The sequence below is a fragment of the Nitrospirota bacterium genome, assembly GCA_030684575.1.
Lineage (GTDB): Bacteria > Nitrospirota > Nitrospiria > Nitrospirales > Nitrospiraceae > Palsa-1315.
The window spans coordinates 144,259-169,175 of sequence record JAUXVD010000014.1 but is presented as its reverse complement, the minus strand read 5'-3'; the positions used below and the strand labels follow the sequence as shown (position 1 = coordinate 169,175).

The window sequence follows — 24,917 nt, the reverse complement described above, 5'->3', positions numbered from 1 at the left end:
CTTTCTTTTCAATACAGAAGCGTGTAATGGCGTCGCATTCTTAGCCGATTAATTGACTCCGTCAAACCCGACGTAGGTGGTCTTCGTTATGAAAAGTTTAAGGTCATCAGCCTTATGTTTGTCAATTCTGCTGAGTCTGTTTCGTTCGAGAGCCCATGTTCGCCTGCGACTTTAGACTGCTCATCGGTCAGTCAGAAAGGTCATCCTGGATTTTCAGTGGACCGGTAGGGGGATACGCGAGAGGACCTCCGCAAGTTGGGGATCTCGACTGGTGAGTGACCAAGTCGGGGAATGCAGAGTTCTGAACCAGCGCAGGTACCTGCTTGGAGCGGGATGTCGGTTGGTCTTTCTGCTGTACCTCATTTGATACTCTAGGTGGCTCTTTTTAGATACTTTCCTCTTTTGAAAATCGAGAGTAGTCCTTTCAAATGCTTGTTTATGTTAGCCTGAAAAAACTAGTACTTCCCATTTTAGTCGGCACATTTATTGCTGATTGATTTTGCGATTGGAAAAGATAATAACCATGAGTCGTTGGAAGTTGGCGATTGAAACGAGTCTCTTTCACGCATTTTGAATACCGGGCGTATGCGGGTTCGAGGTTGTGCCTAAATGTAGGGCAGATATGATGCAGATTCTGGGGCGAGGGTTTAAATGGACAAGTGGAGGATAGTTCTCAACTGTCTAGCTTGTATTTCAGTTCTTTTCATTTTCGGTGTTTCCGCCCAGCTCGCCCCCCTATGGGCGCGTGATGATTATGGCGCGCGCGCACGGGAGGAGTCCAGCCGCCTAGCACGGGATAATGCCAGTCGACAGGAAGATCGTGCGCGTGAGTCCGCACGACAGGCCGCGCAGCAGGAGGCTTCACGCCGGGCACGCAACGACGCCGCGCGCCAGTTTGATAGAAAACAGGAAACGCCCAAGGTCGATTTTAATCGCATTCTTAATCCTAGAGAAAATACGTCACGGCGGGATGCGATTCGGTCAGGGGACCGCGTCAACCAGCAGCGGACAGAGGCCAGTCGCGTGGAGGCCATTCACTCGGCGGACCGCGTCAACCAGCAGCGGACAGAGGCCAGTCGGATCGAGGCCAACCGGGCGGCCGATCGTGTTACCCAGCAGCGCCTGAACGCGAATGTCACGTTAGACCGCGTCACCCAACAGCAGCTCGAGGTCAACAGGGCGGAGACGAACCGGGCCGTCGCCCTGGCCGTCCAGCGTTTTTTGCAGGCCACTGGGGCAGCACCCACGGGCCTGGGCGAGACGATGATTAAAGAAGGTCAGAGATCTGGCTTGAACGTGGACCTTGCAGCACAGCAACACAAGGAGAAGACGGCTTTCCGATTAGGTTCAGGCAAAAATGTTGAATCTGCGCATATGGTAAACAGTTCATCTGTCAGCGAACTGTCAAATTATGTCCGTGATCACGCATTAACTGTTCTTCTACCGCGTGCGCAACATAGGGCCTTTGACGACTACTGGAAGAAATGGGCTCGTGCCAGAATCAAAAAAGCACACCCTGGCGAGGATGTGACCATCACAGTAGCTGAATGGGAATTAGTTCTAATCGACGCAGCGGATTCGGTACCCGCGCTCAAGGGACGTACTGCGGGTGCCATGAGCTTTATGATCCGCACTGAGCTCTACCAGACACTTGGATTAGAACCAAATCAACGCATCAGGTTGCCATATGCAGAATGATATTGGGAATGTGATCATCCTAGCCAATATTTTTCCGCAGAGGATCGCTCGAAAAGCTGAAGCCTTGTTGGTTAGTTCCCAACCAAAATAATTCGATTGGCTACTGACCGGCCTGAAGGTTTATCCTGGTCGTTAGTGTTCAATTCTACAGGGATTGGAAAGAAAAAGGTGTCAGACACCCAGCTCCTGCCGAAGTCTGACGACTCGCCGATGGCGACGGGCGAGCTCCCTCTTGGTTCCCACGCTCCGTTTTGCTCCGAGCCATAAGCTATCTGGCATGCGCTCTTCCCAGACAAGAAAATTTGGACATTCGAAATTTCCTGTTGCCATAGGGGGGGCTGGCGGAACGGAGGTCACCGGAGGCGCGGGGACCCGCCGAGGATCGGCCAGGCTCAGAAATGAACAAATTCCGTGTGCCGTTGCGATGAGGAATCTGGTTGGACGAGCAGCTCTAGAATGTTGATCAGCTCGGGATGTCACGGCTCGCAATCTTCTACCCCTCAGCTCTTGCAGCCTACTTGCGTACTCCTGTGTTGACCTCGCTCAAAACGATAGGGTCTAACGCCTTCCTTCCACCCCTCATATGCAGGCTTCTTTTTACTTCAGAGGTACTTGGGCGTATTCTATCAGTCATGAAACGGTGGGTTCTGCTTCTCATCGCTGTGCCCCTTGGGTTGGGAGGGGTGGTGTATCTCGTCGGATTGAATTCTTCGATTCATGTCACCGACATGTGGAGTAGCGACCAGCCAGCGAAAAGCACGCAGCGTTATGCCGAAAAGATCCCGGAGGGGGATGCAGTCCCTAGAGAGGTACTGAGGCTGCGGCACCAGCATCAACTGAGAGCCCTCACCGAACAGGAAGAGGGAATAAAAATAGAAGATGTGCCGAATGGTGTATATGGGTTCTCCCTGTGCAACGTCGTCACGTTACGCGCAACGCGAGGCGATACGTTCGCGCTGGAGATTCAGAAGCACAATGGGATCATTTTCTATGTTGGGTATGCCGCGGACGAGGAGATAGACCGTTATCTGACTCGTGAAAAAAACTTTCATATCCTTACGTCTCCTCACCCAAGGAAAGGGGCGTCGTCCCTGTTCGAGATCCCTGTCGAGTTTGTCTCGAAATGCGAGGAGCGCTCCAAGGGAGATGGGCATCTTTTTGATTTATTTGTCACTGCGATCCCCGAGTTGCAAACCTAAATAGGAATTGAGGCTCTTCGTGCACAGAAGAAGCCGGAGACCTTCTGAGTTTCCTCATGCAGTAGGTAGCAGGGCCTGGTGGAAACCGAGTCACCGGAGGAGTGGAGCCACATCGAGGCTTGGCCAGGGATGTATGTACGGAGCGCCCCCACCTGCGTTCCCATACAGATACGCACTTGACTGAATAGTCCTCTTTGCTTATCGTTGCTCGGGCATCTCTCACGTCTATGCTCCACACGAGTTAATCGCGGAGATTTCACGATGAGTGACCAGGGAAACCAAATCGAGCAGGATTATCTGAACTACAAGGTGCTCCTCGATTTATGGTCGAAGGAAAATCCGATCAAGACGACCAAGCTGCAGATGCTGCTGGCGGTGAACGGTCTGCTGGCCTCTGCGGTCAACATCAGCGGCGGCGTGAGCGGGTCGAAGTGGTATGTCTACTTGGCGGCGGCGGTCTTCTGTCTGATCTGGATGTTCTCGATCGGGAGAACGGTCTTGTTCCAAGACATCTGGCAGCATAAGCTGCAAGAACTCCAATCGCGATACCCCAACGACTCCAGATTTTCGATCCTGCAGACCACGCCCTATCGGGAACGTGTCTCACCTATTTCAAGAGCCTTTGGCGCAGTTCCGTCGAAGTGGTATCTGCTCTTCTCACCCTTTGTGTTCGCCATCGTGTGGCTCACAGTCCTGGTCATCTCATTGCGTTAAGCCGAGGTTTTGACGGTCCGATCTGGTCCGAGCTCTCGGCGATACGCTCCGAATCCCACGCCCGTCTCCATCCAGTAGAACTCGTAAAGTTTCTTGATACTCTTGTGATGAGGATTCGTTGTGTGGGGTGAACGTCTATACGGGAGGGTCGGTCGTCCTGATATCCGAGTGAGACATCTCGCCAACCTGCCGGGCGACTGCCTCCAGAAGCTGTTGCAGCTCAAACGGCTTGTTCAGTGTTTCGTGGGCACCCAACATCTTGGCGACGGCACAGTAATCCAAATATTTGCTTCCGCCGGATATCGCGATGATTCGGACCTTCGGGAAGTTCCGATGCAGCTCCCCGATCATCTCCAGACCATCCATGTCTGACATCAGGATATCGGTGATCACCACATCAATGGGCTGTGCACAGACCTGCCGCAGCCCTTCATTCCCGGTCAATGCCTCCCAGACCTGGTAGCCTGCCCCTTCGAGCGTCTTGCGAAGGAGTTGCAGGATCGGCACCTCATCATCGACAACAAGGACTGAAGCTATTGGGCAGCCACTTAGAGCGGCAAAGTCAGGCGATGGTGACAGCTGGCGAAGAGCCTGGTCCAGATCTGCCGGCATGAACGGCTTCTGAAGTACCACGCTGGCGCCCAACTCACGGGCGGCACGATGCTGCTCGCCTGTTTCATCCCCTGTTAACCCGATGACAACCGCTTCAGAATCGGCGTCCCGCAGCTTCCGGAGCAGATCAATCCCAGCAGCTTCTGAAAGGTCGAGGCTCAGCATGGTAATGTCGGGATGCGTTGACTCGAAGAGCATCCAGCCCGTCTGCTCCTCGGTTGCGAGGGTGACCGTATGCCCCAACAGGCGTAATGCGGCATCGAGCTGCTCAAGGAGTCTCCCTTCTTCCGCAATCAGAAGAATCGTCGCCATCAGCTTATGACGACTCTCTGGTTAATGTCGCCACACATGGCGCTTGCTGCCAATACCACAAATCAGATCTCCACTTCCCAGCACTATGGACCAGAAGTGGGAAACGGGGTATCGGCGGAAGGCGATGGGAGCGTAGGTTTTTCGGCGGTACTCAGCTACCGCCGAATGGAGCTAGTTGGGATGCTGCTTGATGAACATGGCGGCGGCTTGCGTGCGGCTGGTGACTTGAAGCTTCTCAAAGATATTGGACAGATAACTTTTGATCGTCTTGTCGCTCAGACCGAGAGTGACGGCAATTTCCTTGTTGGTCTTTCCATCGGCCACCAAGGGCAAGATCCGTTGCTCTTGGGGAGACAACATGACATTTTGGCTATTGGCGTCCATCGTCGAAAGGGATCGCATACGAACGAGGACAGACTCCGTCACGGCGGGATCGAGAATGGACTGCCCGCCGGCTATGGCGTGAATGGCCTGAACCAAGGCTGTCCCCCCGATCGTTTTCAAGAGATACCCTTTCGCACCGGCAAACGTAGTCGACAATACCGCATGCTCATCCGCAAACGACGTGAGAAAGACGACATGTGTGCCGGGACATGTCCCCATAATCTCCCGGCACGCATCAATGCCACTGCCGTCAGGCAAGCGGAGATCTAACAGCACGATGTCGGGTCGAAGACGGATCGCCTCGGTGACGGCGGACGCGACGGTATTCGCCTCACCCACCACTTGAACCGTCCCGGCTCTTCGGAACAACGTCTCCAGGCCCATACGAACCACCTCGTGGTCGTCCACGAGGAGCAACCGAACCGGCTTAACTGCTTGCGCGAGCATGCTGATCCTCCAGCGAGAGTTCGACGAGAATCTGAACCCCCGATCCAGGTTTTGAGATGATCTGAAAGTTCGCGCCAAGCTTGTGCGCTCGCGCAGTCATATTCTGTAACCCGTGCCCCTGTCCGAGAGCGTCCGTGAAATTGAACCCGACCCCCTCGTCGGTGACCTCAAGGCAGATGCGCCCATTTTTCATCTGCAGGGAGACATGACCGCTTCGGCTCTTTGAATGGCGAAGGCTGTTGCTCATCGCCTCTTGCACGATGTGAAGAATATGAAACGCGCCCAACGGAGTCAACCGCCTGGCGGCTTCCACCGCGAGATCGAGAGAAAAATGAATCCCCTGCACGCTCTCCATGGTCACGGCCAGCTCGGTCAGCTTCGCACAGAACTGCTGCCCGCTGATTTCGTCATGCTTGTCCCATACGATATACATCCGCACGTCTGAAATGACTCTGTTTAAGCAGACGACTGCATGCTCCAGCTTCTTGTCGGCCGTCTGACGATCTTCTTGAACGAGATAGCGACATTCCTCAAGGCTCATCCCAATCGCATAGATGGTTTGAATGATGTTGTCGTGGAGGTCCTGGGAAAGCTGCTCCCGCTCTTCCAGCACTTTGCGAAGCTGTTCCTCGCTCTTTCGCAATGCCTCTTCCGCCTGTTTTCGATCGGTGATGTCTTGAGTCGTACCGATCGAGCGAGTTGGGCGGCCACCCGGCGAGTAAAACGTCTCGCATTGCTCGTGAATGAACTTGACCCGCCCGTCGGACATGAGCAGCCGGTGCTCGATATTATAACAAGTCCTATCGGCGACCGATTCAGTATAGGACTCGTTGACAAATTGGCGGTCATCAGGGTGCACCAGCTCAAGGAATGCCGCATAGGAAGCTCCAAAATGCGAGGAATCGATCTCGAAGATACGGTAAATTTCATCGGACCACGTGAGTATATTCTCGACCAAGTCCAGATCCCAGCTTCCAATATGCGCGATGCGCTGCGCTGCATTTAGTCGAGCTTCGTTCTGCTGAAGTGCTTCCTCCGCCTGCTTGCGATCAGTGATGTCCTCCGAGATGCCCAATAGATATTGTGGCGTGCCATCGGTGCCGCAGATTGGAATCTTCTTCGTGTGGAGAAACCGCAATCCATTTCCTCTGGTCTGAATGGGCTCTTCCGGAATATCCAGCAGACAACCGCTGCGCAGGACTTCCCGATCCTTGGTTATGAAAAAGTCGGCTTCCTCTTTTGGAAAGATGTCGTAGTCGTTCTTGCCCAAGAGTTCATCCCGGCGATATCCCAACAACTCCTCCCCTGCCTTATTGAAGCGAAAAAAACGAAGATCCTTCGCCTCCTTCACGAAAATCATGCTGGGGAGATTTTCAAGCACGGAGTCGATAAAGATCTTCGAGCGGCGCAAGTCCTCCTCGATCAATTTTTGATCCGTGATATCGGTCAGAATACAGTGCGCCCTCACAAAGTTCCCCTTCAGGTCGCGCTGGACACGGCCGTTCAGGATGACGGCGATTTCCTTCCCGTCCTTTCTCCTGAGCCTGAGATGCTTGGTCTCGCCGCCGTTCCGTATGAAGCGACTGAGTTCATCAGGAAAGAACTGCCGCGTGTCAGAGGGCCAAAAGTCGTCGAACGGCTTGCCCAGAAGCTCATCAGGGGAGTATCCGAGTAATGTGCACAGTCCCTTGTTGGCATCGAGGTACCTCCCCTCGATGTCCAGCGATTGATACGCGATCGGCACCTCCTCGAACAGGCTCCGGAAGCGCGCTTCGCTTTCCCGCAATGCCTCCTCCGCCCGCTTGCGCTCGGTGATATCCAACATGATGCCTCGCAGAATCGCCGGGCCCTGCTCGTCGGTCTCTACCGTCACAATGTCCTGGAGCCACACGGTTCGTCCATCGGCGGCAATCATCCGATATTCGAACGAGTATTTGCGTGTGTCCCGCAAAGATGCGAGGCAATACTCAATGACCCCGTCTCGATCGTCCGGGTGTATGTGGGTTTGCCAAAAGTCCGGCTCGTCGAGCCACCGCTGCACGGGATAGCCGAGCACCAATTCGGCCTGGTGGTTGACGAACGAAAACCGCCAAGTCCGCGCGTTGCACTCCCATACGATCCCCGGGATCGCTTCGATCAAGTCGCGCTGCCATGCTCGGGCGTGGCAAAGGGCGTCGTTCGCCACCACGAGTTCTTTCGTTCGCTGAGCCACCCGCTGTTCCAACTCATCGTTCGCCGGCCACAGCGCCTGTTCCATCTGTTTGCGCTCAGTAATGTCGCGACCCGCCACGAGGCGGACATCCCGCCCCTTATACCGGTAGGGTTTGACGACGACTTCTCCATAGAATATTGAGCCGTCTTTACGCCGTCCCACGGATTCGTAGGGACCTTGCCCTCCCTGCCTCATATTGGCGATGACCATCTCGCGGGATTCATCGGCTACAAGGTCCAGCACATGTTTGCCAATGAGTTCTCCCGGGCCATACCCGAACATCCGTTCCAAACCTGAACTCGCTTCGATCATGATCCCTTGATCGTGGATGGCGATGCCATCGAACGTGGCGTCAGTGAGGAGCCGGTAACGCTCCTCGCTCTCGCGCAACGCCTCTTCGATCCGTTTGCGCTCGGTGATGTCGCGAGCGGTCGCATACAACATCGGCGGCTCCTGTTTCGGAGCCGGGCTCACCCATGTCAGCCATCGATAAGACCCATCATGGCATCGATATCGATTTTCGAAGTTGATGGCCGGTTCCCCGCGCGAAAGCTTCTCCAGGACGTCTTTCGTACGCGGACGGTCATCGGGATGAATAAACTCCATAAAGGGTTTCGAGCACAGTTCTTCCCGGCTGAACCCCAGCGCTCGCTCCCATGCCGGATTAAGCCGTTTGAAATAGCCGTCGGCTCCTGCGATACAGAGAAGGTCCATGGATAGGTCAAAAAACTTGTCCCGTTCTTGATTCGATTCACGAGACTCTCGTTTAGCATGGGCGGCACGCTCGCCCGCCCAGCCGGCCATCAACCCAAGCGCGAGGCTCGCGACCACAATCGGCCACCATCTAATCACAACTTCCCACCCGACCTTCCCAACCAGAGTGAAGTTCATGATATTCAACGCACTCCCGAGCAGTCCGGCAACAAGGCCAACACGAGCCCCCAGCAGCCATCCGGCCACTGCCACCGGTATCACGGTGAATGCGGCCACGACGTCGCCCGCTATCTGGTACAGGGACGCAAATGCCAGCTCATAGGCCGCCGCCGCTCCGAGGACAATGGCGAGGGACATCCCTCGACGCTGGTTGATCGATCGCTGTGTCATGGAAAGAAGAGCATGCCTAGCCATGGCCGGTAGCCTCGCAAAAAAAAGGAGACGTCTGTCTCGAAAAGATGAGGAGAAACAATGAGCAAGCCGGACGCAGCTTTCCCATAGCGGATAAGATCATTCCTCTGCGCAGGCTCGGAGCATTGCGGATCGCAAGCTCCTGAATAGAGAGTGGGAGTACGTTAATACAGGTATTTTGTCAAGGTGCCCACGACCTCCATCTATGACAAACAGCCTGCCGGCCTTTCTGTTCTCAGAGGGGACAAATGTGCCGACAGCACCGGCATTCTTTGCCCGGCAAGCGATATTCAGATTCCACGCAGCAGACAAATCGTGGGACTTCTGAATGATTCTGGTTCTGTGATGGGCGGCACGAAAATTGAGAAGGCTATGTCTGACGTTGAAGCACAAAGGCGCCCATCGTGCATGAACTGAGGATGCAATGATCGATACGTCCAGTCTGTGGGAATTCTTGAGCCGTGATGCTTCCTTCTTCGGAGGACCCCAAAGCCCGATGTTGAGCTGGCTTGGGTCGTTCGGGATCGTGCTCTTCTTCCTCTGGCAGGTCATGCGGCTACGCAGGGAAATATCCGGCGCCCAGCGTCCGTTTGATCGACTACGGCCGATGCTGACCACCCTGGCGAATGAGCGTGGAGACTTGGATCGTGAGCGCTTCACGAGTCGTGCGCTGGTGGGACTTACGGCCCCAGCCGGGCAACCCACATCAGCGCCCAAACGGATTGACTGCGACGATCTGAGCACCCTCGAAACGGCCATGCAGCAAGAGCCCATGTTTCGGCAACCCTGGGGTCAATTCCGCAAGACCCTGATCCTGGAGCATGTCCCCTGGTTCGTGGAACCGCGCATTTTCAGCACCCGCCGCGCGGAAGATATCTTCACGCAGGACACGCTACTGAGCCATCGCGTCAATCTGGCCTTCTACAGCCAACTGCCGTCTCTGGTGACGGGGATCGGCTTGCTGCTGACATTCCTCGCCTTATTTATCGGTCTCAGCAAACTTCACGCGGAGGGACAGGAGATCGTCGGCATTCAAGGGCTCATCAATGGATTGGCCGGAAAATTCCTCACGTCTATCGTCGGACTCATCGCCGCCAATCTATTCACGCTCATCGAAAAACCGATGGTTTTCCGTCTGATGAACGAACACCATTCGTTCCTGGGCCTCATCGACAAACTCTTTCCCCGAAAAACCATGGAGCAGATGCTCGAACAACTCACGCCGGCGCATCAAGTGCAGGGAAAAGGCCTGCAGGCTGCCGGTGGAGAACCGAGGGAACGGATGGGAGGAATGGGCACAGACAGCCTGACGGCTCCTCTTGCCGAGCTCACATCGGCGGTTCGATCCTTCACAAAATTGAAACAGGATGAGCAGGCAACCGGACGCCGCATGACGACCGAGCTCCCGCGCGTGATCCGTGAAGAATTCACCGCGCCGATGAACAAGCTGAACGATTCTATCCATGAACTCACGACGCTGCTCAAGACGATGCACAACCAGCAGACGCAGGCGACCGCGAGGCTCGACGATCTCATGAACCACCTGACGGACCGGCTCAATCAGCAGCGAACCGCGTCTGGCAGCGGGCGCTCTGAGAGCAGCCGGTTCTGGCCGAAGCGATCGCTCGTATCCACGCAAGGGCCTGCCGAATGACCCGCGCAACCCCACAGGGAGCCGGCGTCTCCCACACCACCATCGGCATCACCGATCTCATGACCTCACTCGCGGTCGTGTTCATCTTGCTCTTCGCCGCGCAGATCACCAAAACTTCCTCTGCCGCGCAGTCTGAGCTGCAAGAAAATAAACAGGATGTGCAGACCGCTCTCCGTGACCATATTCAGCAATTGGGGCTCTCGCTCGATGCGGACCCCCGCGACCCACTCGCGCTCCTGATCGTAGTCCCGGAAAACCGGCTGACGTTTGAGTTCGGAAAGAGCACGTTGTCCTCGACCTCGGATCAGTTTCTCGCGGATGCCCTCCCCTTCTACGTGGGGGCCTTATGCGGTCCGCTGCACGACAAAATCGACTCGCTCGCCATCGAAGGCCATACCGATGATCACGGCAGCGATGCTTTTAATTTGAAATTGAGCCAGGAGCGTTCGCTGGCAGTCATGGTGAAGGGGATGGAGATCGTGCAGGCTAACGTGCCATCAGCCTATCAATGTTTTCAAGAAATCACGTCGGCGACCGGCCGTGGCAGACAAGATCTGATCTATGATGCGCCGGCGATCGTCAATCGAGAGAAAAGCCGCCGGGTGATTTTCAAGATTCGACTCCGCTCGGCCGAACAGCTGCACCAGCTAGAGCCTTCAACCAAACATCTATAATCGCCACCACACCAACGATCCCCTAGTTCTAGTTATCCATTCCGAGATAGTACAGCAGGCATCAGGTAGCCGACAGGGATAGGATCTCTATAGGCTGGAGAGGGAGGGAACCACGCATCAAGGTGGGACAACCTCAGCCGTCGCACCCGCCACCCCGGCGCGGAAGAACGGCGGAGCTGGCTAGCTGGGCTTCAATTGCAGTTGATCGGCTCTGCGAACCACTTCAGCGCCGAGAAGAATAATCGGACCACCCACCATGGTGACGAACTGGATCGGCTCCCCCAAGTAGAAGTGGGCAAAGATAATCCCACCCACAGGGGTGATGTTCTGGTATACCGCGACCGTGGCGGGACAGATGCGTTGGAGCGCCCGATAGCGCAGGAGAAAGACGGAGGCCGTCGCGACTCCAATGTAGAGCACGGAGGAAACAATCGGCATCGAGAAATCGTCGAGCGTTGTCCGTGACCAGACCGAGGCTACCAGCAAGAGCGCACAGGCGCTGCTGCCAAACATGACCGTATTGGCGGTCATGGCCCCGTACCGCTTTACGATATTGGCGCTCCAAACCAGGTGCGCGGCCATCATGATGGTGAACAGGAGGATCAGCAGGTCGCCGAATCCAAAATCTGTTTGAAAATGTGCCAGCTTCTCTGACATGGCTATCCCACCCCCCAACAGAGAAATCGCAATGCCGATCATCTTGAGGGAGTTGCTCTGGCTCTTTCCCATCAGCACGCTGAGAAGTGCTGTGAGTGGTGCGAGCAGACTGTAGATCACAATATAATGGGTGACGCTGGTGAGCCGAAGGCCCCAGGCCGCGATCACATACGAACCCACACCGAGCCCTCCCAACAGGGTCAGCCTGAGCAGATCCTCGGCTGTCAGGGCGCTCAGCCCTCTGCGGTCCTGGGCAAAGGTCACCGCAAGCAGAAAGATGAATCCGCTCATCACTCTGATGAACGCCATCCCGAGTGGATCAACCGCGCTGTGCAGGAAGACAGCCTTCGTCACGGACGGCACGGTGCTGAGCAGCAGGATTGCGCTGAGGAGATAGAAGTATGGCTCGGCGGCATGCGGTTCCCCTGACGAACCGCTCGACTTTTCGGAAGGCGTGGCCATGAATTAGAACCCGGTGAGATTGAGTAGATTCAATTGTTCGATGAATTGCGAAAGGTGGCCCTGATGCTCAGGAGAAATCCTCGTGATGCGTGCGCCGAATTGAGGGGCCGCTGCATGGGTAATCTCGACCGTGCAGTGGATCGAGGCTGCCTTGGTCAGCTGGAACTCAAGTTCAAGCCTATCTCCAATTGCGCCAGCAAGGTCCGTGCGAATTTGAAATCCCTTTTCCGTAAGGTCGAGCACTTCGCACGGAACAACCTCAGCCCCTCGACTGATCTGGCCATTCCGTTCGATCGCGACTCTGAAGAATTCCCGCTTCTGCGTCATATCGTCAGCACCCTTTCATACGTCCGGCTCATAATCTATCCGTGCACGACCGAGTAGAACGAAGAAGAACGAGTTCTTCCGAAGTATAGCAGGCCCTCGATAGCCCACAGAACATCGGATCTAAGCCACCGCCTGGCGGCTGGAGTTTGTGGGCGAGAACCCGCTGGGTCTCTGTTATAATCCTCCCGACCAGCAGCCGATCTTTCAACGAATTCAAGCCGTTGGAATGGCATGATGCCGACCCCTCATCGATACGACCCCACGCTCGCACGACTGCTCATCCTTGATGAGCTCTTCGACCTTTCGCTCTACAAAGCACTGCGGGATATTTCGGCAGATGTGGATGCCAAAAATACACTGGGTGAATTAGTGCTGATCGAAACAAGGCACCTGGCCTTCTGGCAGAAATTCTTCGACATGCAGTTGGAACGTCTCAACCTGGGGCGTCGGCTGAAGCTGTGGTGCTTTATATGGCTCTGCCGCCTGTTCGGCTCCACCGCGGTCCATCTCGTCTTGGAAGCCATCGAAGTCTACGGGGTCAGAAAGTATCTCGCCCTCTGGAACTCCTACCAAGGCCAACCCCTGGGCGAAGCCCTCAAAGGGATTCTGCAAGACGAGTTCAAACATGAGGATGTGCTCGTCACGAAACTGACCGAGCGAAAAATCAATCCCGAAAAGATCCGAAATATCTTCCTGGGCCTCAATGACGGCTTAGTGGAAATCCTCGGTGCAGTCAGCGGATTTTTCGGCGCCTTTGGTGACGCCGCGACCGTCTTGATCGCCGCCTCGACCACGGCGGTGGCCGGTGCATTGTCGATGGCAGCCGGGGCGTTTCTGGCGCTGAATTCAGAAAAAGAAGTGCGCGCCATGGAGGCGGCGAAGAAGAGATTCCTTGGAGAGGAGACCGGCTCAGCAGAGATGCAAGAACAGCCGTTAACGTCAGCGTTATTTGTCGGTAGCGCCTATGTCATCGGCGCATTGGTGCCGGTGCTCCCGGTGCTCTTTGGTGCAAAGGACGCACTGGTGTCCGTCCTGACGGCTGGCACCATGGTCATCCTCGTGTCTTCAGTTCTTGCGTTCTTGTCAGGGATGGAGATGAAACGCCGGATCCTGCTGAACCTCGTGATCATCACTCTCGCGGTGAGCGTGAGCTATGCAATTGGGTTGGCGGCGAAACAGATCTGGGGGATTGCGGTGTAGCAGGAGAACGGACTTGCAGGATGCTCAACACGTTCGTCCAGCAAGGCCGCAGGAGAAGCAAGAACCGGAGGCGTACCCTCAGGGGTACGTTGAGGATTCTTGCGAACCGAGAACGATGCTGGCGGACGGGTTCAGCATCCTGCCTTAGCGACTGTGGACCATGGGTAACTCGCGCGACCCTTCCGCTTCCTGCTGAATGCGTAACCGTTCCAGCCGCGATTCTTCCATCACATGCTGAAGCACTTCGTCCGTCATCTGCGTCATCTGTGCCGCCGCATCCTTCATCTCGCCATGCTCGACCGCCCGCGAAAGCACCTCCGCCTTCGTGGCGCCCTTCTTCTGGCCCAGGAACGGCTTGATGATCAGGTAGCCCACGTCACGCGCCGGCATGAAACGCAAAAATCGTCGTAGCAACCGGAACGTTTGCAGCGGATAGTGCAGGAGCTTATAGATAAACAGCCGCTTGAGCCCCTGACGGCGAACCTCGTTGATCACTTCGCCTGGCAAGCAGGTTGGATCGATCTCCGAGCACTTGAAATACTTGTACCAATCGGTGGTTTCGCTGACCAAGCCGCGCTTCACATATTCCTGCCACAGCGGAGTTCCGCGATAGACACAGAGCCGATTGAAGCCGAAGGTGTCGAGCGGCAGCTTAGAAGCCAGATCGAACGTGGCGTTCATATCTTCGACCGTTTCATCGGGGTTACCCACGGTGAAAAATCCATGTACGATCTCGATGCCGGCCTGCTTGGCATTCCTGACTGCAGTGGCCACTTCCTCCAACGTCTGTTCTTTCTTCAGACGGTCGAGGATCTTCTGGCTCCCGCTTTCAATCCCGAACATCACCGTCCGGCAATGGGCCTTGGCCATGGCGGGGAACAAATGCTGCGCGACGGAGTCCACCCGCCCTTCGATGCCCCACTGAATCGTGAGCTTCTCGTCCATCACACCCTGGCAAATCGCCTCGATGCGCTTGGGCTGCAGAAGAAAATGGTCGTCGACGAAATAGACCGACCCATAGCCACATTCTTCGAGGTACTTGAGTTCGCGCACCACATGCGCGGCTGTCCTCGCACGCCATTTACCTTCGTTGAAAATTGGAATATCGCAGAATACGCAGGGCCATGGGCAGCCACGTGACGTCTGCATCGTGGTGAACCGCTCCATCGACAGCACCGCCGGCACATCGAGCGGCATCGATTCCACAAAATCGAGCGGAAGGCCTTCGCGGTCAGGGAAAGGCCATTGATCGAGATGGCGCTCCATCGGTCGTCCTGGGTTCTGCACCACCTGGCCATCCTTGGCCCAGGTCAACCCGGCGACCGAAGCGGGATCGTCGAACTTTTCAAGGAGGTCGAGGAGCAATTGCTCGCCGTCTCCTCGACAGACAAAGTCCACTTCAGGGCACTGCAATTTGACCAATGCGGCATTCAAGCTCGCAAAGACGCCACCGAATGCCAGCTTGACCTTCTGGTTGGTGGCACGAATCTGACGGGCTAAAATCTTCGCGTAGGGATAGCTGGTGGTACTGAGGAAACTGAGGCCGACCAGATCGGGCTGCTGCCGGTTGATCTCTTCGAGGATGACCTCGTTCGGCGTATCGGGATTCGCCTGATCGAACATCACACATTCGTGGCCGGCCTGTTTGAGCACCGACGAAAGCGACATGATGCCGATGGGCGGAAAACCCATGACTCTGATACGACCGTTTTTTGCTCTGGTTTTTGCCGGGAGGGCGTAGAACTGGGGATCGCGCACATGGATCAGAAATACACGCATGCGATCAGCGTAACACGAATAGCGGGACAGAAGAAGGGAAATAACGAGGCTCCGATGAATTGAGAGCAAAGAGCAGGTGAGGGATCAACATGCGAAGTGGGGATGCGGTGATCATTCACCCATCCCCACATTCACTGAATGTCTTACAGACGACGAGAAGAGGTATCGGCTTACCGCCCGAGCGCCAACTTGATCGCATGGCCGATTTCAGCCGGGTTCTTTACCACCCGGACGCCGGCCGCTTCGAGTGTCTTCATCTTTTCAGCTGCCGTACCCTTGCCGCCGGACACGATGGCGCCGGCATGGCCCATACGGCGGCCTGGAGGCGCCGTGATTCCGGCAATGAAGCTCACGACCGGCTTCTTCACATTCTTCTTGATGAACTCAGCGGCTTTCTCTTCTGCATCGCCACCGATTTCACCGATCATGACGATCCCTTGAGTCTCGGGATCTTTCTCGAACAGGGCCAATACATCGACGAAGCCTGTCCCATTCACCGGGTCTCCGCCGATGCCGACGCAGGTCGTTTCACCAAGTCCAAGCGTCGAGAGTTGATGGACCGCTTCATAGGTGAGGGTCCCGCTGCGGGAGACGACACCGACGATCCCCTTCTTATGGATGAAGCCGGGCATGATACCGATCTTCGCTTCATCGACCGTTATCACGCCTGGGCAGTTCGGTCCGATTAAACGAACATCGCGGCCATACAGCGCGCGCTTCACTTTGACCATGTCGTTCACCGGGATGCCTTCGGTAATACAGATGATCAACTTCACGCCGGCATCGGCCGCTTCCAGAATCGCATCGGCGCAAAACGGCGGAGGCACGAAGATCAGCGAGGTGTCGCACTGGGATTTCTTCACGGCATCGCGCACCGTATTGAATACGGGAATGCCCTCGACCTCTTGCCCGGCCTTGCCCGGCGTCACGCCCGCAACGACCTGCGTCCCGTAGGCCTTGCACTGCGTCGCATGGAACGAGCCTTCCTTGCCCGTGATCCCCTGCACCACCACCCGCGTATGCTTATTAACGAGAATGCTCACGATATCCTCATTTCTTTCTTTTTCCACTTCCCCCTAGACCGGGAAACGGTTTTTAGGAGGCGCAGGATTGAGCCCCCACTGCGCGCGTCCAACGAGGCCCTTCTGAGGGCGCGCGTTGCGCGAGCACAGGGGATCAACCCTGTGCCTCCACTCTTCCTCTTACGCCGCTTTACCCGTCAACTTCACAATTTTTTGCGCCGCTTCCCACAGATCGTCGGCCACTTCCAACTTGAGACCGGACTCGGCCAGCAACTTACGGCCTTCTTCCGCGTTCGTGCCTTGGAGCCGGACGACTAATGGCACCGTAATCTTCACTTCTTTCGCCGCTTCGATCACTCCGTTAGCGATCCGTTCGCAACGAACGATTCCGCCGAAAATGTTGATGAAGATGCCCTTGACGTTCGGATCCTTGAGCAGGATCCGGAATCCAGCCGCCACGGTTTCCTTGGTCGCGCCACCGCCGACATCGAGAAAGTTCGCAGGCTCGCTGCCTGCCAGCTTGATCACGTCCATCGTGGCCATGGCCAAACCCGCGCCATTCACCATGCAACCGATGTTGCCGTCCAGCTTCACGTAGTTCAGATTATTTTCTCCCGCTTCAACTTCAAGCGGATCTTCTTCATGGAGGTCGCGCATCTGCTGCACATCGGCATGCCGGAATAACGCACTATCGTCGAACGACACCTTGCCGTCCAGCGCAATGAGTTTCTTGTCGCTGGTGATGACCAACGGATTGATCTCCACCATCGCCGCATTCTTCTCCATGAACATGCGATAGAGATTCCCGAGCATTTGCACGAAGGGATTCACCACGGCTGGCTCCATGGCAGGAAGCCCGAGCGCAAACGCGATGTTTCGCCCGTTGTAGCCTTGAAACCCGACGGCCGGGTCGATCGCTTCGCGGATAATCTTCTCCGGCGTATGGGCGGCGACCTCTTCGATCTCCATCCCGCCTTCTGTACTCGCGATAAACACAGGCCATCCACTATCCCGATCGACGACGATGCTCACATACAATTCCTTGGCAATCGCCGCGCCCTCTTCGATCAGCAATCGCCGCACTTCCCGCCCCTTGGGACCGGTTTGGTGGGTGACGAGCGTCTTACCGATGAGTTCCTTGACCAGGCCTGGAACAGCCGCCTTATCCTTGGTAATCTTCACGCCGCCGGCTTTACCGCGTCCGCCTGCATGGATTTGTGCCTTGACGACAAACACCGGGGTATTGAGCTCTGCCACCCATGCGGCGCCCGCTTCGGGCGAGGTGATCTCTTTCCCGCGCGGAACCGTGATCCCGAATTGCCCGAACAATTGCTTAGCCTGGAACTCATGAACGTCCATATCGCTCCCTTCAGTCGTAGGCGAGGGGCACGGGGCGAGACTTCCTCTCACCCTTTGCCTCTGGCCTCAAGCCGCTAGCCTTATTCTTTTCTTGTGTATGCCGGCAGGATCATGGGCGAGACGACTCCGCTCGCATTGCCATGCTTTTTCGCTTCGGCGCGGAATGCTTTCAGATGCTCGACCGTCAATTTCCCCTGTGGCACGGCAGCCGCACGCGCCGCGGCCGTCAATCCCGACCGTTTACCAAAGACCATCAGGTCGAGCAGGGAATTTCCCATCAATCGATTGCGCCCATGCAATCCACCGGACGCTTCTCCCGCCACAAAGAGATTCTTCACGTCGGTCTCTGAATTCGTGTCGATCTTCACCCCACCGTTCTGATAATGCAACGTGGGATAGATCAGCACGGGATCTTTGCTGATGTCGATACCGAATCGCTCGAACTGCAGCATCATCGCAGGGAAATGCTTCTCCATCGTACCGGGGCCGCTTGCGGCATCGAGCAGCGGGGTGTCGAGCCAGACACCGACTCGCCCGGACATGGTTCGAATGCCCCGTCCCTCTTCGCATTCCCGAATAATCGACGCCGAGACGACATCACGGGTATCCAGTTCGTTGACGAACCGTTCGCCCTTCGCATTGACCAACTGTCCACCTTCTGACCGGATGCCTTCTGTCACCAAGGCCCCGATGAGCTGTTCGGGATAGACGGCGCCTGAAGGGTGATACTGGAACGTATCCACATGCATGAGTTTCGCGCCAAGCCGATAGGATAAGCAGAGTCCGTCACCTGTCGCACCGTAATGATTGCTGGTCGGGAACCCCTGAATATGGAGCCGGCCGATCCCGCCCGTCGCCAGAATGACAGACTTGGCTGCGACGACGACGTGGCGCTGGTTGTCGAGGTCTTTGAAAATGGCGCCGGTGCAATGACCATTGGCATCACTCGTCAGCTCGACCGCAGCGCAGAACTCGAGTAGCTGAATCTTCTGATTCAGGACCTCGTCCTTGAGCACCCGCATAATTTCAAGGCCGGTGTAGTCGGAGCAGGTCAGGAGGCGAGGCTTTGAGCTCCCGCCGCCTTTTTTGACATGGAGATTCCCGTCTCCGTCACGATCGAACAACACACCCAGGCTCAAGAGCCATTTCGCAATCGACGGACCTTCTTCGACCATCACCTTGAGCAGCTGATGGTCGTTCTGCATGTGGCCGCCCTTCAGCGTATCCACGAAATGCGTGACGGGCGAATCTTCAGGTGCCACCGAAATCTGCATACCCCCTTGGGCCATGACGCTGTTGGAGTCGCCGAGACGAAGCTTCGTCGCCAGCATGACCTTGGCACCGGCTCCATGGGCATGAAGCGCTGCAGCACAACCAGCCCCACCACCGCCCACCACCAACACATCGGTCGTGTAGTGAGGCGTCAAATCGAATCCGTCGGCAATAGAACTATCGCCCTCCAGCAAGGTCGCCAGCTCGATCGCCGTCTTGTCCCCCACATTGGGACCGAAACGGATCGGCCGAAACGCACTTGCCCGAAAATCCGGATGATACTGATGAATCAGTTGGTCGCGATCGACCGGTGAGAGCTTCGGAAAGGTCTGCTTGCGTCGAGCATCCCGCGTCTGGTGTACGATCTGTTGAAGAGCATGAATGTCCATGAATGTGCTTTCAGCGTTCAGCGATCAGCGTTCAGCTTTTGCCTCATCTCCAGAAGCTGAGAGCTGACGGCTGATGACTTGTTAGGCTACTTGACCGTCGCGCAGTGATCGGCCAGTTCTTTCTCAGTCATCTTGAGAATCTTGGCCCATTCATCCGTAAAACGACCGTCCTGAATTTCCTTGATCCGCGTATCCAGGCCCACAGGTTTCTCGGTGAAATGAGCCCCCTGCGCCCGACTCACATACAGGGCCACCAGATTGGGAGCGATGTCCGCGATACAGACCGGCGTGCACATGCCGCACATCACGCAATCCATGAACATCTCGGAGACGCTTTTGAAATCGCCGAAGACCGCTTTCCAGACTCCCTCCCGCACGTCGATCTTCTGTGGGCAGGCTTCAGTGCAGGCGTTGCAGTTCCGGCAGAGCGGCGCTTCGGGATAGAGATTGAAGAGGTCTTGTTTCGGATCTTTGAGGGCCTGAATGTCGTAGGTCGCCTTGCGGGCGGGAAACGGCGGCATCATCGTGATCGACATGCCGTCTTGCACCGCCATTTGGCAGGCCAGGCAGGTGCGCACTTTCGGATCGTCCTTGGTCCGATAGTAGGCTGCACAGGCGCCGCAGAAGCCGCCGAGACAGCCGGCCCCTCGGACGACTTCCTGCCCGGAGTACCAGAGGGCCTTGATGATCGTGATCCCCTCCGGCACTTCGTACTTCTTGCCGGCGATTTCGACCGTGACCATCTTGTGCCGGATGACTTCCGGCTGATCGATAACGTTGCTGTCTTCTTGTACCATGCTCTCCAACATCTGCTATCAGCTCTCAGCCATCAGCGTTCAGCCTTCGGATTCCCGTCGACTGATCGCTGACAGCTGACCGCTGACGGCTTTTCTATGCAATCGCATCCACGATAGCATTCAACGTCGCACTCGGGCGCATCGCCTTTGTCGCCTTCGCGTCGTTAGGATGATAGTACCCACCGACATCGACCGGCTTGCCTTGTGCCGCGAGCAACTCACCGGAAATCTTGGCTTCGTTGTCCGCCATTTCCTTCGCAATCTTCACGAAACGCGCTTGCAGATTCTTGTCCTGCGTCTGTTGGGCCAAGGCCTGTGCCCAATACAACGCGAGATAGAAATGGCTGCCGCGGTTGTCAATCTCGCCGACCTTGCGGGCCGGAGATTTGTTGCTCTCCAGGAACTTGGCGTTGGCTTGATCCAGCGTGTCCGCCAACATTTTCGCGGCTGGATTGTTCGCCACTTTAGCCAAATGCTCTAATGACGCGGCCAGCGCCAAGAATTCACCGAGCGAATCCCAGCGCAAATACCCCTCTTCCTGAAACTGCTGTACATGCTTCGGCGCGGATCCGCCGGCGCCGGTTTCGAACAGGCCGCCGCCGTTGAGCAGCGGAACGATCGACAACATTTTGGCGCTGGTTCCGATTTCGAGAATCGGGAACAGGTCCGTCAGATAGTCTCGCAAAACGTTCCCCGTCACGGAAATCGTGTCCTTGCCTTCTCTGATCCGCTCCAACGACAGGCGCGTCGCATCGGCCGGCGTCATGATCCGGATGTCGAGTCCTTTGGTATCGTGATCCTTCAAGTAGGTTTCGACCTTCGCAATCAATTGCGCGTCATGCGCCCGGTCCTTGTTCAACCAGAAGATCGCCGGAGCTCCGGTGGCCTTCGCACGAGTCACCGCCAGCTTGACCCAATCGCGAATCGGCGCATCCTTCACCTGGCACATGCGCCAGATATCGCCCTCTTCCACTTTATGTTCCAGCAACGTCTTTCCTGAGGCATCGACCACGCGGATCGTCCCGTTGCCCGATACCTTGAATGTCTTATCGTGCGAACCGTATTCTTCGGCCGCCTGTGCCATAAGACCGACGTTGGGTACACTGCCCATCGTCTTCGGGTCGAGGGCTCCATGCTTCTTACAGGACTCGATCACTTCATGATAGACCGGCGCATAGCTGGCATCCGGGATCACACATTTGGCATCCGCCGCCTTCCCGTCCGGGCCCCACATCTTACCGCTATCGCGAATGACCGGCGGCATAGAGGCGTCGATGATGATGTCGCTGGGCACATGCAGGTTGGTGATGCCCTTGTCGGAATTCACCATCGCCATGGGAGGCCGCTTCTGGTAGACCGCTTGGATGTCGGCTTCGATCGCTTTGCGCTGATCGTCCGGCAAGGCCTTGATCTTGGCATAGAGGTCGCCGAGACCATTGTCTGGATCCACCCCCAGCTTCTTGAGCGTCTCGCCGTGCTTTTCGAATACGTCTTTGTAGAATACCGTCACCGCATGGCCGAAGATCTTGGGGTCCGAGATCTTCATCATGGTGGCCTTCATGTGGAGCGAAAACAAGACGCCCCGCTTCTTGGCGTCTTCGATCTGTTCCTCGAGGAACTGACGCAATGCCTTGACGCTCATGAACGTGGCATCGATGACTTCTCCGGCCTGCAACGCCACCTTCGGCTTGAGTACGGTCGTCTTGCCATCCTGTCCGACGAACTCAATCTTCACGTCCGTTGCGGCTGCCACCGTCATCGACTTTTCGTTGGAACGGAAATCCCCGCCCTTCATATGGGACACGTGGGTCTTTGAATCCGCGCTCCAGGATCCCATCTTATGCGGATGCTTCCTGGTATGGGCCTTCACGGAAAGCGGCGCACGGCGATCGGAATTGCCTTCGCGCAACACCGGGTTGACGGCACTGCCCTTCACTTTGTCGTAGCGCGCCTTGACGTCTTTCTCTTTGTCGTCTTTCGGAACTTCCGGATACTCGGGCAGTTTATACCCCTGGCCCTGCAACTCCTTGATGGTCTCTTGTAACTGGGGAAGCGAGGCGCTGATGTTCGGCAGCTTGATGATATTGGCCTCCGGGGTCTTGGCCAACGCTCCCAACTCCGCCAGGTCGTCCGACTGCTTCTGCTCAGGCGTCAAATAATCTGGAAACAAGGCAATGATACGCCCGGCCAAAGAGATGTCCCGCAGCTCGACCGACACGCCGGCTGCCTTGCTGAAGGCATTGATGATCGGCAAGAACGAATAGGTCGCCAACATCGGCGCTTCGTCCGTCTTCGTGTAAATGATCTTAGATGCCTTGGTCGTCATGATTATTCCTCTGTTGCTCGTTGTCAGTTCAGCGCGTTTAACGCGGAACCAGTTTTGAACCACGCAATCTGCTGATCGGTAATGCTGTGGTTCGCCTGGATGGTGAGCGAAGTGCCATCCGTCTTATGTATCGTCACCTGCACCGGTTTGCCGGGAGCCAGGCTGCTAAGCCCCGTCACGCTGATGCGGTCCTGTTGCTCAATCTTCTCGTAATCCTTCGGGTCAGCGAAGGTCAACGCCAAGATCCCCTGTTTCTTCAAATTCGTCTCATGAATGCGCGCGAAGCTCTTGGTAATCACGACGCGCACATTGAGGAAGCGCGGCGACATAGCCGCATGTTCCCGGCTACTGCCCTCGCCGTAATTCTCGTCGCCGACCACGATCGAGCCGATGCCTTTCGCCTTATATCGTCGAGCGATCTGCGCCATGGTCAAGCCGGTCTCCCCGGTCAACACATCCGTGCCTTTGCCAGGCTCTGGGAAGAACGCATTGTTGGCGCCCAGGAACATGTTGTCGCTGATTTTATCGAGATGGCCGCGGAACTTGAGCCACGGTCCGGCCGGAGAAATGTGATCGGTCGTGGTCTTTCCCTTCGTCTTGATCAACAGGGGGAGCTTCTCGAAATCTTTGCCGTCCCAACGCGGAAACGGCTGCAATAGTTGGAGTCGCTCGCTGGTCGGAGGAACGTCGACGGTCAAACCGTCGCCGTTTGCGGCCGGTGCCACAAAGCCCTCTTCAGTTTTCGCAAAGCCCTTGGCTGGAAGTTCTTCGCCTTGCGGCGGCTCGAACTTGAACGCCTTCCCATCCGCTCCCTTGAGCGTCTGATTGACCGGATCAAAGTTTAAGTCGCCAGAAATGGCATAGGCGGTCACAATTTCAGGGCTCGCGAGGAACGACAGGGTCTCACTGATGCCGTCGTTGCGGCCGGGGAAATTCCGATTGAAGGAACTGACAATTGAATCCGCTTTCCCCTTCACGCCGTCGGCCCGCTTCCATTGCCCGATACAGGGCCCACAAGAGTTGGACAAGACCGTGCCGCCCAATTGCTCAAATGTATCCAAAAACCCGTCGCGCTTCATCGTGTGATAAATGCGCTCGGAGCCAGGCGACACGAGGAACGAGGCCTTGGCCTTGAGCCCCGCCTTCAATCCTTGCCGGGCGATGTGGGCTGAACGGCTAATGTCTTCATAGGATGAATTGGTGCAGCTTCCGATGAGCGCCGCCTTGAGTTCAACCGGGTAGCCCTTCTCCTTGGCTTCCGCCGCCATCTTCGAAATAGGCCGCGCGAGATCCGGCGTATGGGGTCCGACGACATGGGGCTCGAGCGTCGACAGATCGACTTCGACGATCTGATCGTAGTATTTCTCAGGCGTCTGATAGACTTCTGGATCCGCCACCAACAAGGCCTTGTTCGCCATCGCAAGATTGGCCAGATCGGCACGATCGGTGATGTTCAGGTAGGCGACCATTTTCTGATCGAAGGGGAACACCGAAGTCGTGGCGCCCAGTTCTGCGCCCATATTACAGATCGTGCCTTTACCGGTTGCGCTGATGGTTTCTGCACCGGGGCCGAAGTACTCGACGATCTTGTTCGTGCCGCCCTTCACCGTGAGCAGGCCGCAAAGATACAGGATCACGTCCTTGGCTGAGGTCCAGCCGCTCAACTTGCCGGTCAGACGGATGCCGATCAGTTTCGGATGGAGGACTTCCCATGGCAAACCGGCCATGACTTCACCGGCGTCCGCACCGCCGACACCGATCGCCAACCCGCCGAGCCCGCCGCCGTTAGGCGTGTGGGAGTCGGTACCGATAATCAAGCTTCCGGGAAATGCATAGTTCTCCAGCACCACCTGGTGAATGATCCCGGCGCCAGGCTTCCAAAAACCAATGCCGTATTTCTTCGCAGCCGAAGCGAGGAAATTATAGACTTCCTTGTTCTCGTCCACCGCACGAAGCAGGTCCTTCTCTGAGCCCATTTCGGCACGAATCAAGTGGTCGCAATGAATGGTGCTCGGCACCGCCGCCTGCTTCTTGTTGGCCTGCATGAACTGCAAAATAGCCATCTGGGCCGTTGCGTCTTGCATCGCCACGCGATCGGGTCGCAAGGCCAACATCGCCTTGCCGCGCTCCCACGTCTGCGTATCGAAATTGTCCGCGTGCGCAACCAGCACCTTCTCCGACAGGGTCAGGCCACGACCGAACTTCTTCCGGGCCTTGGCGAACACGTCCGGCATCTTCGTATAGAGGTTTTTCGCAAGATCCATCGACATGATTTATCTCCTTACTTACGGGCCAG

General features: G+C 56.3%; 18 protein-coding genes. 6 read left to right on the top strand and 12 right to left on the bottom strand.

Annotation, left to right across the window (positions count from 1 at the left end; translation table 11 throughout):
* Nucleotides 1-651 precede the first annotated feature (651 nt).
* The 3 genes from Q8N00_10725 to Q8N00_10715 all read left to right on the top strand — a co-directional run bounded on the left by Q8N00_10725 (nt 652) and on the right by Q8N00_10715 (nt 3,611).
* The gene (locus tag Q8N00_10725; protein MDP2383268.1) at nt 652-1,698 is read left to right on the top strand and encodes a hypothetical protein; all 1,047 of its coding nucleotides are present in this window, start codon (nt 652-654) and stop codon (nt 1,696-1,698) included.
* A gap of 632 nt (nt 1,699-2,330) precedes the next feature.
* A complete protein-coding gene (locus tag Q8N00_10720) occupies nt 2,331-2,897 on the top strand; it encodes a hypothetical protein (protein ID MDP2383267.1) in 567 nt (188 codons plus the stop codon).
* A 261-nt stretch (nt 2,898-3,158) separates the two neighbouring features.
* A complete protein-coding gene (locus Q8N00_10715; GenBank protein ID MDP2383266.1) occupies nt 3,159-3,611 on the top strand; it encodes a hypothetical protein in 453 nt (150 codons plus the stop codon).
* A 135-nt stretch (nt 3,612-3,746) separates the two neighbouring features.
* Here Q8N00_10715 and Q8N00_10710 read toward each other — a convergent pair whose 3' ends face one another.
* The 3 genes from Q8N00_10710 to Q8N00_10700 form a co-directional block, all read right to left on the bottom strand.
* Nucleotides 3,747-4,535: a response regulator gene (locus Q8N00_10710; protein ID MDP2383265.1), complete on the bottom strand. Its 789-nt coding sequence runs from the start codon at nt 4,533-4,535 to the stop codon at nt 3,747-3,749.
* A gap of 171 nt (nt 4,536-4,706) precedes the next feature.
* On the bottom strand, nt 4,707-5,366 hold the full coding sequence (locus Q8N00_10705) for a response regulator transcription factor (protein ID MDP2383264.1): 660 nt from the start codon (nt 5,364-5,366) through the stop codon (nt 4,707-4,709).
* Entirely contained in the window at nt 5,347-8,682 is a 3,336-nt protein-coding gene (locus tag Q8N00_10700; GenBank protein ID MDP2383263.1) for a PAS domain S-box protein, read from the bottom strand. The genes Q8N00_10705 and Q8N00_10700 overlap by 20 nt, the downstream gene beginning before the upstream one ends.
* Before the next feature lie 517 nt (nt 8,683-9,199).
* Here Q8N00_10700 and Q8N00_10695 point away from each other — a divergent pair.
* Complete coding sequence (locus Q8N00_10695) at nt 9,200-10,357, top strand: hypothetical protein (GenBank protein ID MDP2383262.1); 1,158 nt, start codon at nt 9,200-9,202, stop codon at nt 10,355-10,357.
* The gene (locus tag Q8N00_10690; protein ID MDP2383261.1) at nt 10,354-11,031 is read left to right on the top strand and encodes an OmpA family protein; all 678 of its coding nucleotides are present in this window, start codon (nt 10,354-10,356) and stop codon (nt 11,029-11,031) included. The genes Q8N00_10695 and Q8N00_10690 overlap by 4 nt, the downstream gene beginning before the upstream one ends.
* Before the next feature lie 180 nt (nt 11,032-11,211).
* On the opposite strand, the gene Q8N00_10685 is transcribed toward Q8N00_10690, so the two are convergent.
* Together Q8N00_10685 and Q8N00_10680 are read right to left on the bottom strand one after the other, a co-directional pair.
* On the bottom strand, nt 11,212-12,150 hold the full coding sequence (locus Q8N00_10685; protein ID MDP2383260.1) for a DMT family transporter: 939 nt from the start codon (nt 12,148-12,150) through the stop codon (nt 11,212-11,214).
* 3 nt (nt 12,151-12,153) lie between these two features.
* Nucleotides 12,154-12,477 (bottom strand): PilZ domain-containing protein, encoded by a 324-nt coding sequence (locus Q8N00_10680; protein MDP2383259.1) that lies wholly within the window; start codon nt 12,475-12,477, stop codon nt 12,154-12,156.
* 231 nt (nt 12,478-12,708) lie between these two features.
* Between Q8N00_10680 and Q8N00_10675 the strand changes: the two genes are divergently transcribed.
* Nucleotides 12,709-13,677, top strand: a complete 969-nt coding sequence (locus Q8N00_10675) for a VIT1/CCC1 transporter family protein (GenBank protein ID MDP2383258.1) — start codon at nt 12,709-12,711, stop codon at nt 13,675-13,677.
* A 144-nt stretch (nt 13,678-13,821) separates the two neighbouring features.
* On the opposite strand, the gene Q8N00_10670 is transcribed toward Q8N00_10675, so the two are convergent.
* From Q8N00_10670 to Q8N00_10640, 7 genes are all read right to left on the bottom strand, one after another.
* Nucleotides 13,822-15,456 carry a radical SAM protein gene (locus Q8N00_10670; protein ID MDP2383257.1) on the bottom strand — a complete coding sequence of 545 codons (1,635 nt, stop codon included), beginning with the start codon at nt 15,454-15,456 and terminating at the stop codon, nt 13,822-13,824.
* Between the two features lie 170 nt (nt 15,457-15,626).
* Nucleotides 15,627-16,499: a succinate--CoA ligase subunit alpha gene (gene sucD, locus Q8N00_10665; GenBank protein ID MDP2383256.1), complete on the bottom strand. Its 873-nt coding sequence runs from the start codon at nt 16,497-16,499 to the stop codon at nt 15,627-15,629.
* Between the two features lie 159 nt (nt 16,500-16,658).
* On the bottom strand, nt 16,659-17,837 hold the full coding sequence (sucC, locus tag Q8N00_10660) for an ADP-forming succinate--CoA ligase subunit beta (protein ID MDP2383255.1): 1,179 nt from the start codon (nt 17,835-17,837) through the stop codon (nt 16,659-16,661).
* 80 nt (nt 17,838-17,917) lie between these two features.
* Nucleotides 17,918-19,498, bottom strand: coding sequence for an FAD-binding protein (locus Q8N00_10655; protein MDP2383254.1), 1,581 nt, complete (start codon nt 19,496-19,498; stop codon nt 17,918-17,920).
* Nucleotides 19,499-19,584: 86 nt separating this feature from the next.
* A complete protein-coding gene (locus Q8N00_10650; protein MDP2383253.1) occupies nt 19,585-20,295 on the bottom strand; it encodes a 2Fe-2S iron-sulfur cluster-binding protein in 711 nt (236 codons plus the stop codon).
* A gap of 94 nt (nt 20,296-20,389) precedes the next feature.
* Nucleotides 20,390-22,621, bottom strand: coding sequence for an NADP-dependent isocitrate dehydrogenase (locus Q8N00_10645; protein MDP2383252.1), 2,232 nt, complete (start codon nt 22,619-22,621; stop codon nt 20,390-20,392).
* 23 nt (nt 22,622-22,644) lie between these two features.
* A complete protein-coding gene (locus Q8N00_10640; GenBank protein ID MDP2383251.1) occupies nt 22,645-24,891 on the bottom strand; it encodes an aconitate hydratase in 2,247 nt (748 codons plus the stop codon).
* Between the last annotated feature and the right edge of the window lie 26 nt (nt 24,892-24,917).

Excerpts from the sequence above, each read along its gene's own strand:
- Q8N00_10725 (MDP2383268.1), top strand. The coding sequence starts at position 652 with ATGGACAAGTGGAGGATAGTTCTCAACTGTCTAGCTTGTATTTCAGTT.
- Q8N00_10720 (MDP2383267.1), top strand. The coding sequence starts at position 2,331 with ATGAAACGGTGGGTTCTGCTTCTCATCGCTGTGCCCCTTGGGTTGGGA.
- Q8N00_10715 (MDP2383266.1), top strand. The coding sequence starts at position 3,159 with ATGAGTGACCAGGGAAACCAAATCGAGCAGGATTATCTGAACTACAAG.
- Q8N00_10710 (MDP2383265.1), bottom strand. The coding sequence starts at position 4,535 with ATGGCGACGATTCTTCTGATTGCGGAAGAAGGGAGACTCCTTGAGCAG.
- Q8N00_10705 (MDP2383264.1), bottom strand. The coding sequence starts at position 5,366 with ATGCTCGCGCAAGCAGTTAAGCCGGTTCGGTTGCTCCTCGTGGACGAC.
- Q8N00_10700 (MDP2383263.1), bottom strand. The coding sequence starts at position 8,682 with ATGACACAGCGATCGATCAACCAGCGTCGAGGGATGTCCCTCGCCATT.
- Q8N00_10695 (MDP2383262.1), top strand. The coding sequence starts at position 9,200 with ATGTTGAGCTGGCTTGGGTCGTTCGGGATCGTGCTCTTCTTCCTCTGG.
- Q8N00_10690 (MDP2383261.1), top strand. The coding sequence starts at position 10,354 with ATGACCCGCGCAACCCCACAGGGAGCCGGCGTCTCCCACACCACCATC.
- Q8N00_10685 (MDP2383260.1), bottom strand. The coding sequence starts at position 12,150 with ATGGCCACGCCTTCCGAAAAGTCGAGCGGTTCGTCAGGGGAACCGCAT.
- Q8N00_10680 (MDP2383259.1), bottom strand. The coding sequence starts at position 12,477 with ATGACGCAGAAGCGGGAATTCTTCAGAGTCGCGATCGAACGGAATGGC.
- Q8N00_10675 (MDP2383258.1), top strand. The coding sequence starts at position 12,709 with ATGATGCCGACCCCTCATCGATACGACCCCACGCTCGCACGACTGCTC.
- Q8N00_10670 (MDP2383257.1), bottom strand. The coding sequence starts at position 15,456 with ATGCGTGTATTTCTGATCCATGTGCGCGATCCCCAGTTCTACGCCCTC.
- sucC (MDP2383255.1), bottom strand. The coding sequence starts at position 17,837 with ATGGACGTTCATGAGTTCCAGGCTAAGCAATTGTTCGGGCAATTCGGG.
- Q8N00_10655 (MDP2383254.1), bottom strand. The coding sequence starts at position 19,498 with ATGGACATTCATGCTCTTCAACAGATCGTACACCAGACGCGGGATGCT.
- Q8N00_10650 (MDP2383253.1), bottom strand. The coding sequence starts at position 20,295 with ATGGTACAAGAAGACAGCAACGTTATCGATCAGCCGGAAGTCATCCGG.
- Q8N00_10645 (MDP2383252.1), bottom strand. The coding sequence starts at position 22,621 with ATGACGACCAAGGCATCTAAGATCATTTACACGAAGACGGACGAAGCG.
- Q8N00_10640 (MDP2383251.1), bottom strand. The coding sequence starts at position 24,891 with ATGTCGATGGATCTTGCGAAAAACCTCTATACGAAGATGCCGGACGTG.